The 16457-nt window shown below is 63.6% G+C and carries 13 protein-coding genes and 1 pseudogene; 10 read left to right on the forward strand and 4 right to left on the reverse strand.

What is annotated here, in order from left to right; translation table 11 throughout:
* The first annotated feature begins 38 nt into the window (after positions 1 to 38).
* Both ACYG9R_RS20840 and ACYG9R_RS20845 read left to right on the forward strand, forming a co-directional pair.
* Positions 39 to 366 (forward strand): annotated as a pseudogene (locus tag ACYG9R_RS20840) (NIPSNAP family protein).
* Between the two features lie 8 nt (positions 367 to 374).
* The gene (locus ACYG9R_RS20845; protein ID WP_023824814.1) at positions 375 to 1577 is read left to right on the forward strand and encodes a mandelate racemase/muconate lactonizing enzyme family protein; all 1203 of its coding nucleotides are present in this window, start codon (positions 375 to 377) and stop codon (positions 1575 to 1577) included.
* 74 nt (positions 1578 to 1651) lie between these two features.
* Here ACYG9R_RS20845 and ACYG9R_RS20850 read toward each other — a convergent pair whose 3' ends face one another.
* Positions 1652 to 2290 (reverse strand): MarR family winged helix-turn-helix transcriptional regulator, encoded by a 639-nt coding sequence (locus ACYG9R_RS20850; RefSeq protein ID WP_023824815.1) that lies wholly within the window; start codon positions 2288 to 2290, stop codon positions 1652 to 1654.
* 116 nt (positions 2291 to 2406) lie between these two features.
* On the opposite strand from ACYG9R_RS20850, the gene ACYG9R_RS20855 reads away from it, so the two are divergent.
* The gene (locus ACYG9R_RS20855) at positions 2407 to 3936 is read left to right on the forward strand and encodes an MDR family MFS transporter (protein ID WP_460221846.1); all 1530 of its coding nucleotides are present in this window, start codon (positions 2407 to 2409) and stop codon (positions 3934 to 3936) included.
* Positions 3937 to 4003: 67 nt separating this feature from the next.
* Positions 4004 to 4840 carry an amidohydrolase family protein gene (locus ACYG9R_RS20860; protein ID WP_460221847.1) on the forward strand — a complete coding sequence of 279 codons (837 nt, stop codon included), beginning with the start codon at positions 4004 to 4006 and terminating at the stop codon, positions 4838 to 4840.
* A gap of 49 nt (positions 4841 to 4889) precedes the next feature.
* On the opposite strand, the gene ACYG9R_RS20865 is transcribed toward ACYG9R_RS20860, so the two are convergent.
* Positions 4890 to 5675 (reverse strand): SDR family NAD(P)-dependent oxidoreductase, encoded by a 786-nt coding sequence (locus ACYG9R_RS20865; protein WP_023824817.1) that lies wholly within the window; start codon positions 5673 to 5675, stop codon positions 4890 to 4892.
* Between the two features lie 82 nt (positions 5676 to 5757).
* On the opposite strand from ACYG9R_RS20865, the gene uxuA reads away from it, so the two are divergent.
* The 5 genes from uxuA (at position 5758) to ACYG9R_RS20890 (ending at position 13098) form a co-directional block, all read left to right on the forward strand.
* Positions 5758 to 6942: a mannonate dehydratase gene (gene uxuA / locus ACYG9R_RS20870; protein WP_023824818.1), complete on the forward strand. Its 1185-nt coding sequence runs from the start codon at positions 5758 to 5760 to the stop codon at positions 6940 to 6942.
* Between the two features lie 203 nt (positions 6943 to 7145).
* On the forward strand, positions 7146 to 8435 hold the full coding sequence (locus ACYG9R_RS20875) for a D-arabinono-1,4-lactone oxidase (RefSeq protein ID WP_023687893.1): 1290 nt from the start codon (positions 7146 to 7148) through the stop codon (positions 8433 to 8435).
* Positions 8432 to 9604 (forward strand): alanine racemase, encoded by a 1173-nt coding sequence (locus ACYG9R_RS20880; RefSeq protein WP_031199743.1) that lies wholly within the window; start codon positions 8432 to 8434, stop codon positions 9602 to 9604. Before ACYG9R_RS20875 ends, ACYG9R_RS20880 begins: the two co-directional genes overlap by 4 nt.
* Positions 9605 to 9683: 79 nt before the next feature.
* The gene (locus tag ACYG9R_RS20885) at positions 9684 to 11396 is read left to right on the forward strand and encodes an aldehyde dehydrogenase family protein (RefSeq protein ID WP_352497916.1); all 1713 of its coding nucleotides are present in this window, start codon (positions 9684 to 9686) and stop codon (positions 11394 to 11396) included.
* Between the two features lie 49 nt (positions 11397 to 11445).
* Positions 11446 to 13098 carry an FAD-binding dehydrogenase gene (locus tag ACYG9R_RS20890; RefSeq protein WP_023691361.1) on the forward strand — a complete coding sequence of 551 codons (1653 nt, stop codon included), beginning with the start codon at positions 11446 to 11448 and terminating at the stop codon, positions 13096 to 13098.
* 239 nt (positions 13099 to 13337) lie between these two features.
* Here ACYG9R_RS20890 and dgoD read toward each other — a convergent pair whose 3' ends face one another.
* Together dgoD and ACYG9R_RS20900 are read right to left on the reverse strand one after the other, a co-directional pair.
* On the reverse strand, positions 13338 to 14486 hold the full coding sequence (gene dgoD, locus ACYG9R_RS20895) for a galactonate dehydratase (RefSeq protein ID WP_023714596.1): 1149 nt from the start codon (positions 14484 to 14486) through the stop codon (positions 13338 to 13340).
* Positions 14487 to 14493: 7 nt separating this feature from the next.
* Positions 14494 to 15183 carry a FadR/GntR family transcriptional regulator gene (locus ACYG9R_RS20900; RefSeq protein WP_245259915.1) on the reverse strand — a complete coding sequence of 230 codons (690 nt, stop codon included), beginning with the start codon at positions 15181 to 15183 and terminating at the stop codon, positions 14494 to 14496.
* 245 nt (positions 15184 to 15428) lie between these two features.
* On the opposite strand from ACYG9R_RS20900, the gene ACYG9R_RS20905 reads away from it, so the two are divergent.
* A complete protein-coding gene (locus tag ACYG9R_RS20905) occupies positions 15429 to 16418 on the forward strand; it encodes an arabinose ABC transporter substrate-binding protein (RefSeq protein WP_023668118.1) in 990 nt (329 codons plus the stop codon).
* The last annotated feature ends 39 nt before the right edge of the window (positions 16419 to 16457 follow it).

The raw sequence follows: 16457 nt of genomic DNA on the forward strand, positions 1-16457 counted from the left end.
TCTCTCCTCGGAGGGAGAGGTGAACAGAAGGATGGACCATGATCTACGAACTTCGCATTTACGACTGCGTGCCGGGCCAGCTGCCGGCGCTGCTCAAGCGTTTCAACGACCATACCTTGGCGCTGTGGGACAAGCACGGCATCCGCCAAGCCGGGTTCTTCACCACGGTGGTCGGCGAAAGCAGCAATCGACTGACCTATTTCATCGCCTGGGAATCCCTTGCCGAGCGCGAAGTGAAATGGAAGGCCTTCACCACCGATCGGGCATGGCTCGAGGCCCGCGACGAGTTCTGAGCGCGATGGCCCGATCCTGGCCAATATTTCCAGCCAGTTTCTCGCGCCAACCGCCTTCTCGTCGGTGAAATAGAGGACATCATGAAGATCACCGATCTCAGGTGCGCCGTCATCGGCAGGCACCCCATCGTGCGCATCGTCACCGACGAAGGCCTCCATGGCCTCGGCGAGGTCGAGTACACCAAGCCTTATCTGAAACCCTGGGTGCTGCATTTCCGCGACGCGCTGATCGGCGAGGATCCGACGGATGTGGAACGTTGCATGCTGAAGATCCGTCAGCGCGGTTCGTTCAAGCCCTATGGCGCCGCCGTCAGCGCCATCGAGCACGCTCTGTGGGACATCGCCGGCAAGGCCGCCGGCGTCCCGGTCTACAAGCTGCTTGGCGGCAAGGTGCGCGACAAGGTTCGGGTCTATAACGGTTCCATCCGCAAGAAGCGCACCGGCGACAGGCCGGAGGATTACGCGGCCGACGTCAAATGGATGATGGAGCGGCCGGAAAACTTCTTCATGGTCAAGCAAGGCATCAGCTTTCATTCCAACATGAAGACCAGCGTCCCCGACTTCCACTACGGCGTGCGTCAGCCGCCGACCTATCACGGCGCGATGGACCAGGGGCAGATCAGCGAGCGCGGCATGGCGCATATGATCGAATGCGTCATCGCCATGAAGGAGGTGCTCGGCGACACGGTCTCGCTGGCGCTGGATTGCGGCCCCGGCTGGTTCCTGCCCGACGCCATCCGCTTCGCGCGGGCCGTCGAAAAATACAATCTGATGTGGCTGGAGGACATGTTGACCGGCGACTATGTGCCGTGGGTCAACCCGCAAGCCTACCGCGAACTCACCACATCGACGTCCACGCCCATCCACACCGGAGAGCAGATCTATCTGCGTCATAATTTCAAGGAACTGATCGAGACGCAGGCGGTTCGCGTCATCGGTCCGGATCCCGCCGACATCGGCGGCATCGCCGAGCTCAAATGGGTGGCCGAGCACGCCTACATGCACTCGATCATGATGGCGCCGCACGGCACGGCGAACGGTCTGCTGGGCCTCGGTGCGCTGATCAATGTCTGCGCCACGCTGCCGGCCAACTACATCGCCTTCGAATATCCCAGCGCCTCCGACCCCTGGTGGGAGGACATCGTCATCGGCCTGCCCAAGGGGCAGATCGTCAGGGACAGCATGGTGGATCTGCTCGAAGCCCCGGGACTCGGCCTCGACATCGATGCCAAAGCGGCGAAGAAATACCTGGCGGAAGAGGACGCCGGTTTCTTCGGCCGATAACGATCCTACGCGACCTGAGCGTCAAGGGCTATCGAAGGGCTCGCATACATGGGTGAGCGTCCACGCCGTGCCGCCTATTTCGTTTCGGGCAGCATCTCGTCCATCAACTGCTTGACGGCGTCGGCGGATCTTTTCATCCCGGCTTCGTCCATGACCCATCCCGCGAAACGTTCCAGCAAGGTGGCGAACGTTACCAGCTCCTGCTCATCCCATTGTGCCAGCGATCCGGCGAAAATCCGCCATTTGGTCTGGCGCACCGCCGCCACCAAGCGCTCGCCCTTGGGGGTGAGTTTGAGGCGGATGCGCCGGGCATCGCGTTGCGATGCGACACGGCATGCATAGCCGCGCTCGACGAGGTCGGCCGAGATGCGGCTGGCGCGCGACGGGTCGATCTCGAGGCGCTCGGCGATGAGGCCAACCGTCACCTCGTCCTGCTGGTTATCGCTGAAAACCGGATTGTTCGCGATGGCGCCGATCGCATCGAGATGGCTCACTTCCAGCGAAGGGTCTACGCGCGCCAGGATCATGCGGCCGAAGTCGCGGCGCTGGATCGAGCGGCGCACCTTGCCCATCACCGCATCGATGGCGGCCACGGCCTCGGCCGCCGGTTCGGACAGGCCGCTGCCGCGCGCCAGATCGGCGAGATCCCGGTCGCCGCGCGTCTGGAACAGGGCTGGAAATCGATCCGGATTGCCGGATGCGTTGATGCTCATCCCACAGCGCGTTAGCAATAATATATGCTCGTGTCAATTATATGCTACGCGCACATATCTGGTTGACACCTCTCGGCTGTGGGCACATAAATCGCGCCCAAGCTACGGAGACACCGATGACTGTCGAGCAGACGCTGCCGAATGCAGCGCCCGTTGAGGCCGAAGCCAGGCCCGACCTTACGACCTTGATCGTCTATTTCGGCGCGTTGGTCGCGATGTTCATGGCCACCATCGACATGCAGATCGTCGTCACCGCCTTGCCAACCATCGCGGGCGAACTCGGCAATCTGCGTTTGTTCGGCTGGGTCGGTGCCGCCTACCTGCTCTCGACCGCCGCGGTCTCGCCATTCTACGGCAAGCTTGGCGACATGTATGGCCGCAAGAATGTCGTGCTGACGGCGATCGGCCTGTTCCTGCTGGGCTCGCTGGTCTGCGGCATGGCATGGTCGATGGAGAGCTTGATCGCCGCGCGCGTGCTGCAGGGTATCGGCGGGGGTGGGTTGATGGTTTCGGCCTTCGCCATGATCGGCGAACTGTTTTCGCCGCGCGACCGCGCCAAATATCAGGGCTACAGTTCGGCGGTGTTCGCGCTGTCGTCGGTGCTCGGCCCGCTGGCCGGCGGCTACATCACCAGCCTGTTCGGCTGGCGTTGGGTGTTCCTGGTCAATTTGCCGATAGGGATCATCGTGCTGGCGGTGCTGGCCTTCGCCATGCGCAGCCGGTTCAACGAAAAGCGGCACCGCATCGACTATCTCGGCGGCGTGCTGCTCGCCACCGGCACGACGGCGATCGTTTATTGGGGCTACCACGTGCTCGACCCCAGCGGACCGGACCTCATCACCTTCGCGCTGCCGCTGCTGGCACTAGGCGCCATCACCTTGTTCGTCATGGTGGAGCGGCGGGCCGAAGAGCCGATCGTACCTCTGCGGCTGTTCGGCAATTCGACGGTCAGCATCGTCTCGGGCATGTCGCTGGTCGCCGGAACGGTGACGCTGGGCATGTTCTTCTATTTCGCCCTCTACATGCAGACGCTGACGGGTCTCAGCCCGGCCGAAGTCGGCTTCCTGTTCCTGCCGGCGTCGCTGACATCGATGGTCATCTCGATCGTGGCCGGGCGGGTGATCGCGGCAACCGGCCGCTACAAATGGATCCCGGTGGTCGCCATGGGTATTGGCGGGTTTCTGATGCTGGGCTTCGTCCTCACCAACCAGCACACGTCGATCTGGGTGCTGGCGACGATGATGGCAGTGTTCGGCATCAGCATGGGCCTGCAGTTCCAGGTGCTGATCGTGGCGATCCAGGCGGCGGCACCGCTGCAGGATATCGGCGCGGTGACCTCGCTGATCACCCAGGCGCGGACGCTCGGTGCATCGCTGGGTCTGGCGCTGAACGGCGCGGTGATGATCTGGGCGCTGAACCGGCAGACGTCAGAGCTTCCCACTGAGGCCGCCGTATTGCTGCCGCAGGGCCTGAATGGATTGACGCCGCACCTCGCATCGAGCCTGCCGGGCGCGATCCGCGAAGTGGTGCTCGACCATTACTCCAGTGGCTTCAACGTGATGTTCATCTGGGTGGCGGCGCTCTATTTCGTCGCCATGGGGCTGACGCTGCTGCTCGAGGACAAAGAGATCCCGAAGCGGGCCTGAGCCAGAGTATGTCATGCGCTGGGCTTAGGCATTTGGCGATGATCTGAAATCACCGAGGAGGACAGCCATGATCATCGACACCCATCTGCACCTGATCGACCTGTCGGCGCTGCGCTATCCCTGGCTTGGCGGCGTGCCGGCGCTCAACCGCGATTTCCCGCATGCGGAATACGCGATCCAGGCCCGCCGGGCCGGCATCGAGGCCGCGCTGCACATGGAGGTCGATGTCGATCAAGCCGACATCCAGGCCGAGACCAGCCATGTGAAGGCGCAGTCGCTGGAGAAGGGCAGTCTGTTGCGCGGGGCGATCGCCTCCTGCCGCCCGGAGGAGGCCGGCTTCGCCGCCTATCTCGGGCGCCAGCAAGCCGACCCTTTCGTCAAGGGGTTCCGCCGCGTGCTGCATGTCATGCCGGACGAGCTTTCGGACAGCGCGCTGTTTCGCGAAAACATCAAGCGGCTTGCCGGCACCGGCCTGACCTTCGACCTCGTCGTCCTGCCGCATCAGATTCCAAGGGCGGTTGCGCTCGCCGATCTGGCGCCGGATGTGCAGTTCGTGCTCGACCATTGCGGCGTGCCGGACATCAAGGCCAGTGCGGAACATCCGTGGCGCGAGCATATGACCGAGATCGCGCGGCGTCCCAATGTCATCGGCAAGATCTCCGGTGTCGTCGCCTATGCCGATGCCGGCTCATGGACCGTCGAGACCTTGCGCCCCTATGTCGAGCACACGATCGGCATTTTCGGCTGGGACCGCGTCGTGTGGGGCAGCGACTGGCCGGTGTGCACGCTTGGCGGTGGCCTTGCCACCTGGGTGGCGGCGACACACGCGCTGATCGCGGGCGCCAGCCCTGAGGAGAGGACGAAATTGTTGTCGGGCAATGCCAAGCGGATGTGGAAGCTGTAGCGCGGTCGGACACCGATTGCCTGCAAGCGCGCAGAACGCCATCATAGCGCTACTTCACGCCAATACCTGCCGTCAGGCCGCCATCGATCCTGTAGTCCGCGCCGGTGCAGAAACCGGCCTTCGACGAGCACAGGAAGGCGATGAGTTCCGCCACTTCCTCCGGTTCGCCGATACGGCCGAGCGGATGCGCCGCGCCGAAGCGCTTGTAGGCCTCTTCGACATCGGCATCGCTGCCGCCGTCACCGCGCGCAGCCTTCTCCAGGATCGGCGTGCGGATCGAGCCCGGGCTGACCGAATTGACGCGGATGCCTGATGCCGCGTAGTCGAGCGCCAGCGAGCGCGTCAGCGTGTGGATGGCCCCTTTGGTCGTGGCATAGGCGGCAACGTTCTGCTGGCAGGCAAAACCCTGCACCGAGGCGACGTTGACGATGGCGCCGCCACCGCGCTTGATCATTTCCGGGATACCGAAATGGGCGGTCAGGTAGATCGAGCCGACATTGACCGTCATTGCCCGGTTCCAGCTTTCCCAGTCGGTGGTCGTCGCGGTGCCATAGGGATGGACGGCGGCCGAGTTGACGATGACATCCAGACCGCCGAACCTGGCGACGCCAGCCGCCACCGCGTCGCGCACCTGGTCGGAGACGGACACATCGGTGTCGATGACCAGCACCGCGGCACCAGCACTTTCCAGTTGCGCTTTCATCGCCGCATTGGCGGCGCGGTCGATGCCGCAGGCGATGATTGCGGCGCCACCGGCCGCAAGGCGTCTGGCGGTTGCCAGGCCAATGCCGGTCGTCCCCGTCACCAGGGCGACCTTGCCGTCGAAATCCATCATTTCTAAAAACTCCTCCATTTTCTATCGACTCCCATCGGGGTCCAACAATAAGTTGCCAACCTCTCGCAGAAGGAAAGCCGAAATGGAACAATGCTGGCGCTGGTATGGGCCCGATGATCCGGTGACGCTCGATCATGTCAAGCAGGCGGGCGCCACCGGCGTGGTCTCGGCGCTCCACCATATATATGACGGCCGCGCGTGGCCTGAAGCCGAAGTGCTGGAGCGCAAGCGCATTATCCAGGAAGCAGGACTGACCTGGTCGGTCGTCGAGAGCATTCCGGTCCACAATTCCTTCAAGATCGGCGCGCAGGAACGCGAGCGCTATGCCGGCTATTACCGCGATTCGATCCGCGCGCTGGCCAAGGCCGGCATCGCCACGATCTGCTACAATTTCATGCCGGTGGTGGACTGGACCCGCACCGATCTAGCCTGCCGTCTGCCGACGACAGGCTACGCCCTGCGTTTTGATGCCGTTGATTTCGCCGCCTACGATCTGTTCGTGCTGAAGCGCAAGAACGGAGCTGACAGCTACACGCCGGCGCGTATTGCGCAGGCGGAAGCGCGGCTGAAGGAATTGCCGCCCGAGAAGATGGACCAGATCGAGCGCAATCTGATCGCCGGCCTGCCGGCTACAGAGCGCAAGTATGACCGCGACAGTTTTCGCGAGGCGCTTGCGGACTATGACGGGATCGGGCCGAAGGAGTTGCGCGACAACCTCGCGTGGTTCCTGCGCGAGATCATTCCGGTGGCGGAAGAGGAGGGGGTGCGCATGTGTATCCACCCCGACGATCCGCCGTTTTCGCTCTACGGCCTGCCGCGCGTCGTTTCGACCGCCGAGGATGCGCGTTTCATTCTCGATGCCGTCGACAGCCAGGCCAATGGGCTGACGTTCTGCACCGGGTCCTACGGCACGCGCGCCGACAACGACATCGTCGCCATGGTCAAGGAATTCGCCGACCGCATCCACTTCGCCCATCTGCGCAACATCACCATCGAGGATGACGGCTCGTTCTACGAGGCCGAGCATCTCGAAGGCGGCACCGACATGGCGCATGTCATCCTGGCGCTGATGCAGGAGGAGGCGCGCCGCCGCAAGGAGGGCCGCGCCGACTGGCAAATCCCGATGCGGCCGGACCATGGCCACCTGCTCGCCGACGATATCGGCAAGACAAGGATCAATCCCGGCTACTCGCTGATCGGCCGCCTGAAGGGCTTGGCCGAATTGCGCGGCATCATGCGGGCCGTGGAAACGTTTGGGCTGGCTTGAAGGGGTAACGAACTATGTTCAATGCCGACGCCGGCTCAGCGTGCGTCGCTGTAGATCCATGCGGCCGGCGCGGACGCAAGACGCCTCCGATTGCCAGGTTGACAGAAAGCTGACAATGTATCATATCCGAAAAGCTGAGTATGTATCATATTATTCAGCGCTAGGAGAAAGACCGGCAAAGCCGGCGTCCCAGGGAGGCAATTTTGGGAGAGGCTATCAGCCAGTGGAGCAATTGGTCGGGCTATGTCACGGCCACGCCGCAGGCTTTTGCCGAACCGCAGAGTCTCGATGAGCTGAGTGGTGCCATTCGCAACGCGCCGGGACCAGTTCGATTCGCTGGCACGGGCCATTCCTTCACGCCTCTGGTCAAGAATGACGGGACGATCCTGTCGCTTGATCGCTTCGAGGGCCTGAGGTCGCACGATCCCGAAAGGCTGACAGCACGGGTCGGCGCCGGCACCAAGATCGGCGCGCTGGCAAAGCTGTTGCACGGCGTCGGCCAGGCGCTGCCGAACATGGGCGACATCGACAAGCAGGCGTTCGGCGGGGCGCTGGGCACCGCCACCCACGGCTCGGGCATCACGCTCGGCGCTTACCATACCCAGCTCGAGGCGATGCAGATCGTCGACGGGCGTGGCGCCGTGAAAGAGTTCGACCGTGCCAAGAGCCCCGACATGATCGAAGCCATGGGCGCTTCGCTCGGCGCTTTCGGCGCCGTCACCGAAGTGACGATCCGCAACGTGGCGAGCTACCGGATGCGGCACCGCCGCTGGACGGCGCCGATCGCCGATGTGCTTGCGCAATTCGAAAGCACCATGACGGCGCATCGTTCGGCCGAGTTCTACTATGTGCCGTTTTCCGGCCAGGCGCTGCTGATTGCCAGCGACATCACCGAGGCGCCGGCGACGGTGCGTCCGCCGACGGAAGACGACGATGCGGTGACGACGCTGAGAAAACTGCGCGACTATCTCAGCTGGCTCCCTTGGCTGCGCCGCCGTCTCATCGGCTCGGCCTTCGCCAAGGTGCCGGCCGAGGATTATGTCGAGGAGTGGCTGAAGGTCTTCACCTCCGAGCGCAACGTCAAGTTCAACGAGATGGAATACCACCTGCCGTTCGAGGAAGGGGCGGCCGCACTCAGCGAAATCATTGCGCTGCTCGAGACGCGGTTTCCAGAGGTCTATTTTCCGATGGAGGTGCGCGTCGTCGCGCCCGACAATGTCTGGCTCAGCCCCTTCTACAAGCGCCCAACCTGTTCCATCGCCATCCATCACGGCGTCGAGCGCGATCCGATGGCGTTCTTCAACGCCGCCGAGCCGATCTTCAGGAAGCGCGGCGGCCGCCCGCATTGGGGCAAGATGCACAGCCTGACATCAAGGGAATTGAGCGCGCTCTATCCGCGCTGGAACGATGCGATGGCGGTCCGCCGCGAGATGGACCCGGACAACCGCTTCGTGTCGCCCTATATTGCCAGGCTGCTCGGCGTCGCGGCATGAGCCTGACCGACACCTATTTCGCGGAAATGTCGGGCGCGCTCAGGGCAGCCGGGATCTTTCAGCCTTGCCTGGTGCTCGATCTCGACCGGCTCGATCACAACATCGCTGCGATCAAGGCGAAGTTCGCCACGGGCCTCGATCTGCGCCTCGTCGACAAGTCGCTGCCATGCCTGCCGCTGATCGACTATATCCGCGCGGCGTTTGCGACCGACAGGCTGATGACCTTTCATCTGCCGATCAGCGCCGAGATGCTGAAAATGTTTCCCCAAGTCGATCTCCTGTTGGGCAAGCCGATGCCGGTTGCCGGCGCCAGGCACGCGCTGACGAAGGGCGTTCTCGCCGGGCTCGGCGAAGCTACGTCGCGCATCGTCTGGCTGATCGATACCGAGGAGCGGCTGGCCGCCTATGGCTCGCTTGCCGCCGAGCTCGACCGCGAGCTGCGCGTCTGCTTCGAGGTCGATGTCGGCCTTCATCGCGGCGGTATCAGCGATCCCGACTCACTGGCCCGGGCAGTTTCCGCGTTGGCGAATTACCCGCGGCTGAAATGCGAAGGCGTCATGGCCTACGAGGCGCATATCGGCCATATCCCCAAACTGCTGGGAGGACCGGCCAAGGCGCGCGTCAAGGCGATCAGCCTGTTTCGCCAGTATGTCGCTTGCCTTGCCGCCGACCAGCGCAAGATCCTCAATCTTGGCGGCAGCAGCACCGCATTGCTCTATGACAGCTGGGTCGGCGCCAATGAATTGTCCATCGGATCGGCTTTTATGCTGCCGACCGATTTCGATGTGCCGAGCCTCAGCCAATTGTGGCCTGCCGCATTCATCGCGACGCCGATCCTGAAAGTGGTCGATGTCCAGGCGCCGGGCCTCGACCAGCGCTCCTGGCTGCTGCAGAAGCTCGGGCTGTTGCCGCGGCGCGGCTGTTTTCTCTATGGCGGAAAATGGATGGCGAAGCCCGTCCATCCCGTGGGGATGAAGACCGACAAGACGTTCGGCTTTTCGACCAATCAGCAATTCATGGCGCTGCCCGACAACGTCAATGTCGGGCCTGACGACTACGCCTTCCTGCGTCCGACGCAGAGCGAATTCGTGCTACAGCAGTTCGGTTCGATCCAGGTCTATTCCGGCGGGAAATTCGTCGAGCAATGGGCCGCACTGCCGTTTTCGTAGAGCAATTCCAGGAAAAGTGTGAAGCGGTTTTCCCACAGGAATTGCGTCAAACAAAGAGATCGAAGTGGAGGAGGATAGGATGGTTGCCAAGGCAGTCAAAACCCAGCCCGTGCAGCCTGAATGGGCAGCCGAACTCGACCTCGCGCTCACCGATCTCGACGCCAGGAAGGACGACTGGGCGCAGACCTCGAATGGCGAGCGGATCGCCTTGCTGCGGCAGGTCAAGGATCACATCCGCGAGGTCGCCGAGGCGTGGGTCAAAACCGCGACGCGCAAGAAGGGCATCCCGACCGGCTCGCCGCTGGAAGGTGAGGAATGGCTGGCTGGCCCGGCGGCGCTGATGGATGGCTGCAACCAGTTCATCCACACGCTGAGCCTGATGGAGGGCAAGAAGTTCCTCGACAGACTGCCGGTCCGCACCTTGCCCAGCGGACAGGTGGCGGTGACGGTGGTTCCGAATTCGCTCTGGGACAAGGTGTTGTTCACCGGGCTGAAGGCCGAGATCTGGATGCAGCCCGGCGTGACCAAGGCGAACCTGGCCGCAAACACCGCATCGGCCTATGACGCGCCGCGCACCAGCCGCAAGGGCAAGATCGGCCTCGTGCTCGGCGCCGGCAATGTCGCCTCGATCGCGCCGCTCGACTGCCTGCACAAGCTTTTGGTCGAGCACCAGGTGGTTCTGCTCAAGATGAACCCGGTCAACGACTATCTGATCGATTTCCTGCGGCCGGCGCTGCGGCCGCTGATCGAATTCGGTGCGCTGCGCATCGTGCGCGGCGGCGCCGATGTCGGCGCGTATCTGTGCAACCACGATCTCGTCGACGACATCCACATCACCGGTGCCGCCGCTTCGCATGACGCGATCGTCTGGGGGCCTGGCGAGGAGGGCCGCAAGAACAAGGCGGCGGGCACGCCGCGCAACAGCCGGCGTATCACCTCTGAGCTTGGCGGCGTGGCACCGACCATTGTGGTGCCCGGTCCGTGGTCGGATGCCGATATCGCCTACCACGCCGAACTGATCGCCACACAGAAGCTCAACAATTCCGGTTTCAACTGTATCGCCTGCCAAATGCTCGTGTTGCCCGAAGGCTGGGACAAATCCGACGCGCTTCTGGCGGCCCTCGAAAAGGTGATGCAGAAAGCCCCGTCGCGCCCGGCCTATTATCCCGGCGCGACCGAGCGCCTCGCCGCCTTCGAGGCGCATGCCGACAGCGTACAGAAATTCGAGCGGCCCGGCGGGCCGGCCTGCGTGGTGGTGCCGTTCCGGCCGGGCACGGATACCTATCTCGAAAATGCCGAGGTGTTCGCGCCGGCGCTCAGCGTCATGCGGCTGCCGGCGGGCAATGCGGAATCCTATCTGCGCGCCGCTGTCGCCTACGCCAATGAAAAGCTGCACGGCACGCTTGCCGCCAACATCCTCATCCATCCCAGGACGATCGCCGAGATCGGCCGGCAGCGGTTCGAGGAAATCATTGCCGAACTGCGCTATGGCGGCATCGGCATCAATTCCTGGAGCGGCGTTCTGTTCGCGCTGCTGCGCCCGACCTGGGGTGCTTTCCCTGGCCACACGCTCGACGACGTGCAGAGCGGCATCGGCGTCGTCCACAACACCTATTTGTTCGACAGACCGGAACGCAGCGTGCTCGAAGCGCCGTTCCGCATCATGCCGAAGCCGGCCTGGTTCCTGACCCACAAAAGGGCACACATGGTCGGCCGCCTGATCACCGAGTTCAACTACCAGCCGAGCCTCCTGAAGCTGCCGCGCATCATCTGGAACGCGCTGCGCGGCTAGCAACGAGCATCCGATCTCGAAAACAAAAGCCGGCACAGGAGCTACGACAATGGCTGACGCGGACGCAATCATCGTTGGCGGCGGGCTGGCCGGCCTGGCCGCAGCCGCGGAACTCGGCGATGCCGGCAAGCGCGTGATCATCGTCGAGCAAGAGGGTGGCGGTTTTCTCGGCGGCCAGGCATTCTGGTCGCTCGGCGGCCTGTTTTTGGTCAACACGCCCGAGCAGCGCCGCCTGCGCATCAAGGACAGCCGCGACCTCGCCTGGCAGGATTGGCTGGGTTCTGCCCAGTTCGACCGGCCCGAGGACCATTGGCCAAGGAAAGTGGCGGAAGCCTATGTCGATTTCGCCGCCGGCGAGATGCGGCCGTGGCTCTACGCCATGGGCATGCGCTGGTGGCCGGTGGTCGGCTGGGCCGAGCGCGGCGGCGCGCTGGCCAATGGCCACGGCAATTCAGTGCCGCGCTTCCACCTGACATGGGGCACTGGGCCGGGCGTGGTCGCGCCGTTCGAAAGGCGCGTGCGCGAGCACGTCGCCAAAGGGCTGATCACTTTGAAATTCCGTCATCAGGTCAGCCGGCTGATCAAGACCAACGGCGCGGTCACCGGCGTCGCGGGCGAAATCCTGGAGGCATCCGATGTCGAGCGCGGCAAGCAGTCGAGCCGCACGGCCGTCGGCGATTTCGACCTTTCGGCCGGTGTCGTGATCGTCACCTCCGGCGGCATCGGCGGCAATCATGAGTTGGTTCGCAAGGTCTGGCCGGTCCGGCGGCTGGGGCCAGCGCCGAAGCGTATGGTTGCCGGCGTGCCGCACCATGTCGACGGCCGCATGGTGGCGATCACCCAGGACGCCGGCGGGGCCGTCATCAACGCCGACCGCATGTGGCACTATGTCGAGGGGATCAAGAACTGGAATCCGATCTGGCCGAACCACGGCATCCGCATCCTGTCGGCGCCGTCGCCGCTATGGTTCGATGCTCTGGGACAACGCATGGAGGCGCCGTTCTTCCCGAGCTTCGATTCGCTCGGCACCTTGAAGCGTATCCTGTCGACGGGACACGATTATTCCTGGTTCGTGCTGAGCAAGACGATCGCTTCGAAGGAGTTCGTGCTGTCGGGTTCGGAGCAAAACCTAGACTTTACGGCCAAGGATTGGCGGGCCGTGCTGAAGAACCGGCGCGGCGGCAAGGCGCCACCATCGGTGGCAGCGTTCCTGGAAAAGGGCGAGGACTTCGTCGTCCGCGACAACCTGGCCGACTTGGTCGCCGGCATGAACGCGCTGTCAGGCGACAATCTGCTCGACTACGACCGGCTCAAGGCGCAGATCGTGGCGCGCGATCGCGAGGTCGACCATGCCTATACCAAGGATGCGCAGGTCACAGCCGTCCGCGGCGCCCGCAACTACATTGGCGACAAGATCTTCCGGGTGACCAAGCCGCACAAGATACTCGATCCCAGGCACGGGCCGCTGATCGCGGTGCGCCTCAACATCCTGACGCGCAAAACGCTTGGCGGCCTGCACACCAATCTCAATTCGCAGGTTCTCGACGGCAATGGCGAACCCATTGCCGGGCTCTATGCGGCAGGCGAGGTGGCCGGCGGCGGTGGCGGCGGCTATCACGGCTACAATGCGCTGGAAGGGACATTTCTCGGCAGCTGCATCTTCTCCGGCAGGAACGCAGGCCGGCACGCCGCGGGCAGGTGACGCGGCTGGCGGGCCAAGAAAAGGTCGATGAGAACAGGACATCCGCCATGTTCCATGGATAGCGACTGCTTTCGATCGCTTGCCGCAACCCAGGCGGTCAGCCAGTTGCGGCTTGCCGGCGCCGACGGTTCCCATGCGCTGGTGCTCGGCGCTGCGGCACATCAGAGGCCTGCGTTACGCTGGCGCCACCGCGAAATTGAGCTCGAGGTCCTGAAGGCCTGGCCGCAAGGTCGGCCGGGCTACCACTCGGCGAAGGAGCCGTCCTTGTGACGCCAGACCGGGTTGCGCCAGCGGTGGCCTTCCTTGGCCCTTTCCTTGACGTAGTCCTCGTCGATCTCGACGCCGAGGCCGGGACCATCGGGGATTGCGACATAGCCATCCTCGTAGCGAAAGACGTCCTTGTTGGCGGCATAATCGAGCAAATCGTTTGCGGCGTTGTAGTGGATGCCGAGGCTCTGTTCCTGGATGAAGCAGTTGTAGCTGACGGCATCGAGCTGCAGGCAGGCGGCAAGCGCGATCGGCCCGAGCGGGCAGTGGGGCGCCACCGCAATGTCATAGGCCTCGGCCATCGCCGCGATCTTGCGGCATTCGGTGATGCCCCCGGCATGCGACAGGTCCGGCTGGATGATGTCGACGGCGCCTTGTTCGAACACCGACTTGAAATCCCAGCGGCTGTAAAGCCGCTCGCCGAGCGCGATCGGCGTCGAGCCCAGGGCTGCGATCTCCTTCAGCGCCTCGCGATTTTCGCTCAGCACCGGCTCCTCGATGAACATCAGCCGGTAGGGTTCCAACTCCTTGACCAGCATGCGCGCCATCGGCCGGTGGACGCGGCCGTGGAAATCGACGGCGATGCCAATGTTGGACCCAACGGCCTCGCGCACCATGGCGACGCGTTCGACAGCCGCATCTATTCTGTCATGGCTGTCGACGATCTGCAGTTCCTCGGTGCCATTCATCTTCAGCGCCTGAAAACCGCGCGCCACCACTTCCCTGGCGCCATCAGCCACTTCCGCCGGCCGGTCGCCGCCGATCCAGGAATAGACCTTGATGCTGTCGCGCAGCTTGCCGCCGAGCAGTTCGTGCACAGGCACGCCGAGCGCCTTGCCCTTGATGTCCCACAGCGCCTGGTCGATGCCGGCAATGGCGCTCATCAGGATCGGCCCGCCGCGGTAGAAGCCGCCGCGATGCATCACCGTCCAATGGTCCTCGATCAGGCGCGGGTCCTTGCCGATCAGATAATCGCCAAGTTCCTTGACCGCTGCCTCGACCGTCAGCGCACGGCCTTCGACCACAGGCTCGCCCCAGCCGGTAACGCCGGCATCAGTCTCGATCTTCAGGAACAGCCAGCGCGGCGGGACGATGTAGGTGGTGAGCGAGATGATTTTCATGCTGGTCTCAGTTGTTCTTGAGTTTCTTGGCGCTGACCAGGTCGCGCGCCGCAAGGTCGAGGATCCGGCCTGCCGCCGCACGCGCCGCCGCGGCATCGCGCATGCGCAGCGCCTCGACCACCTCACGGTGCGCCGCCACCGCTTCCATGCGCCGGGCGAGCGAAATGGTCGCCGTTGCTTCGAGCGAGAATTTCAGCCCGGTGTCGATCAGATTGCCGATCTGGCGGAAGATCGGGTTGTGGCTCGCGGCATAGACGATCTGGTGGAAGGTGATGTCCGAGCGCGAGAAGGCGGCGAGATCCTCGCCGGCATTGGCCATGCCGCGCCAGGCGGCTTCGAGATCGGCGATCTCCTGCAGCGTCGCACGAGTCGCCGCCAGTTCAGCTACCAGAGGTTCGATGGCGCGGCGCGTTTCGAGGATGGCGTCGAACAATTTGTCGTCCAGCGCATGCGGCGCGTGCCAGGCCAGCACCTGCGGGTCGATGATGTTCCAGTTGTCCTGTTCACATACAACCGTGCCGATGCGCGGTCGCGACAGCACCAGCCCCTTGGCGGCCAGCACCTTCAGCGCCTCGCGGATGACGGTGCGGCTGACGCCATATTCGACGCCGAGTTCGTTTTCGGTCGGCAGGGACGAGCCGGCGGGATAGCGTCCGGAAAAGATGTCTGAGGCAAGCGCCTTTGTCACATCGGGCATGACGCGCGGGCGGCGGGTGTCGCCTGATGCCTTCTTCGAAGTTTCGGTCACCTCAGCCCTCCTCCAAGGCGGCGAAACCACTGATCTCGCGTCCCCGGCCTTACCGGATGCGGATGATTTGCGCCAGCGATCCCTGGTCAGAGCATGTAACTCAATTATCATACCAGATCAATTGACGAGTATGATAAAAAGAATTAGAGACTCTGCATCCGGGCTGAGCGCCCGGCCATCGCTGGGAGGTAATCATGCGACTTCTGAAGACCGCGCTCGTCGCGGGCGCCCTTGCCGTGCTGTCCGTCACGACCATCGCAGCATATGCTCAGGACACCAAGATAGGTTTTATCGTCAAACAGCCCGAGGAGCCGTGGTTCCAGGACGAATGGAAGTTCGCCGACCAGGCCGCCAAGGAGAAGGGTTTTACCCTGGTCAAGATCGGCGCCGAGGACGGTGAGAAGCTGATGTCGGCGATCGACAATCTCGGCGCGCAGGGCGCGCAAGGCTTCATCGTCTGCACACCTGACGTGAAACTCGGCCCCGGCATCGTCGCCAAGGCCGCCGCAAACAATCTCAAGCTGATGACCGTTGACGACCGTCTGGTCGGCGCAGACGGCAAGGCGCTGGAAGACGTGCCGCATATGGGCATTTCGGCGACCAAGATCGGCGAGGCCGTCGGCCAGGCGATCGTCGACGAAATGAAGGCGCGCGGCTGGAAGGCCGACGAGGTCGGCGCCATCCGCGTCTCCTATGATCAGTTGCCGACCGCCGTCGACCGGGTCGAAGGCGCCATCTCGGTGCTCAAGGCCAACGGCTTCAAGGCCGAGAACATCTTCGACGCGCCTCAGGCCAAGACCGACACCGAGGCTGCACTGAATGCGGCGACGGTGGTGCTCAACGCCCATGCCGACATCAAGAAGTGGGTCTCCTTCGGCCTCAACGACGAAGCCGTGCTCGGCGCCGTGCGCGCTTCCGAAAGCGTCGGCATCCCGGCCGAAAACGTGATCGGCGTCGGCATTGGCGGCGCGGATTCGGCGATCAACGAGTTCAAGAAGCCGACCGCCACCGGCTTCGTCGGCACGGTGATCATCTCGCCGAAGCGTCACGGCTACGAGACTGCGCTCAACATGTATGACTGGGTCGCCAACAACAAGGAACCCGAGAAGCTCATCCTGACCGCCGGTGCGCTGGCCAAGCGCGACGACTACCAGACGGTCCGCAAGGGTCTCGGCATCGAATAATCCTCCCTGTACAAACAGGCGGCGGCTCACAGTCGCCGC

The sequence above is a fragment of the Mesorhizobium sp. RSR565B genome (assembly GCF_054719465.1).

Coding starts and splice junctions, on each gene's coding strand:
- ACYG9R_RS20845 (WP_023824814.1), top strand. CDS start 375: ATGAAGATCACCGATCTCAGGTGCGCCGTCATCGGCAGGCACCCCATC.
- ACYG9R_RS20850 (WP_023824815.1), bottom strand. CDS start 2,290: ATGAGCATCAACGCATCCGGCAATCCGGATCGATTTCCAGCCCTGTTC.
- ACYG9R_RS20855 (WP_460221846.1), top strand. CDS start 2,407: ATGACTGTCGAGCAGACGCTGCCGAATGCAGCGCCCGTTGAGGCCGAA.
- ACYG9R_RS20860 (WP_460221847.1), top strand. CDS start 4,004: ATGATCATCGACACCCATCTGCACCTGATCGACCTGTCGGCGCTGCGC.
- ACYG9R_RS20865 (WP_023824817.1), bottom strand. CDS start 5,675: ATGATGGATTTCGACGGCAAGGTCGCCCTGGTGACGGGGACGACCGGC.
- uxuA (WP_023824818.1), top strand. CDS start 5,758: ATGGAACAATGCTGGCGCTGGTATGGGCCCGATGATCCGGTGACGCTC.
- ACYG9R_RS20880 (WP_031199743.1), top strand. CDS start 8,432: ATGAGCCTGACCGACACCTATTTCGCGGAAATGTCGGGCGCGCTCAGG.
- ACYG9R_RS20885 (WP_352497916.1), top strand. CDS start 9,684: ATGGTTGCCAAGGCAGTCAAAACCCAGCCCGTGCAGCCTGAATGGGCA.
- ACYG9R_RS20890 (WP_023691361.1), top strand. CDS start 11,446: ATGGCTGACGCGGACGCAATCATCGTTGGCGGCGGGCTGGCCGGCCTG.
- dgoD (WP_023714596.1), bottom strand. CDS start 14,486: ATGAAAATCATCTCGCTCACCACCTACATCGTCCCGCCGCGCTGGCTG.
- ACYG9R_RS20900 (WP_245259915.1), bottom strand. CDS start 15,183: ATGCCCGATGTGACAAAGGCGCTTGCCTCAGACATCTTTTCCGGACGC.
- ACYG9R_RS20905 (WP_023668118.1), top strand. CDS start 15,429: ATGCGACTTCTGAAGACCGCGCTCGTCGCGGGCGCCCTTGCCGTGCTG.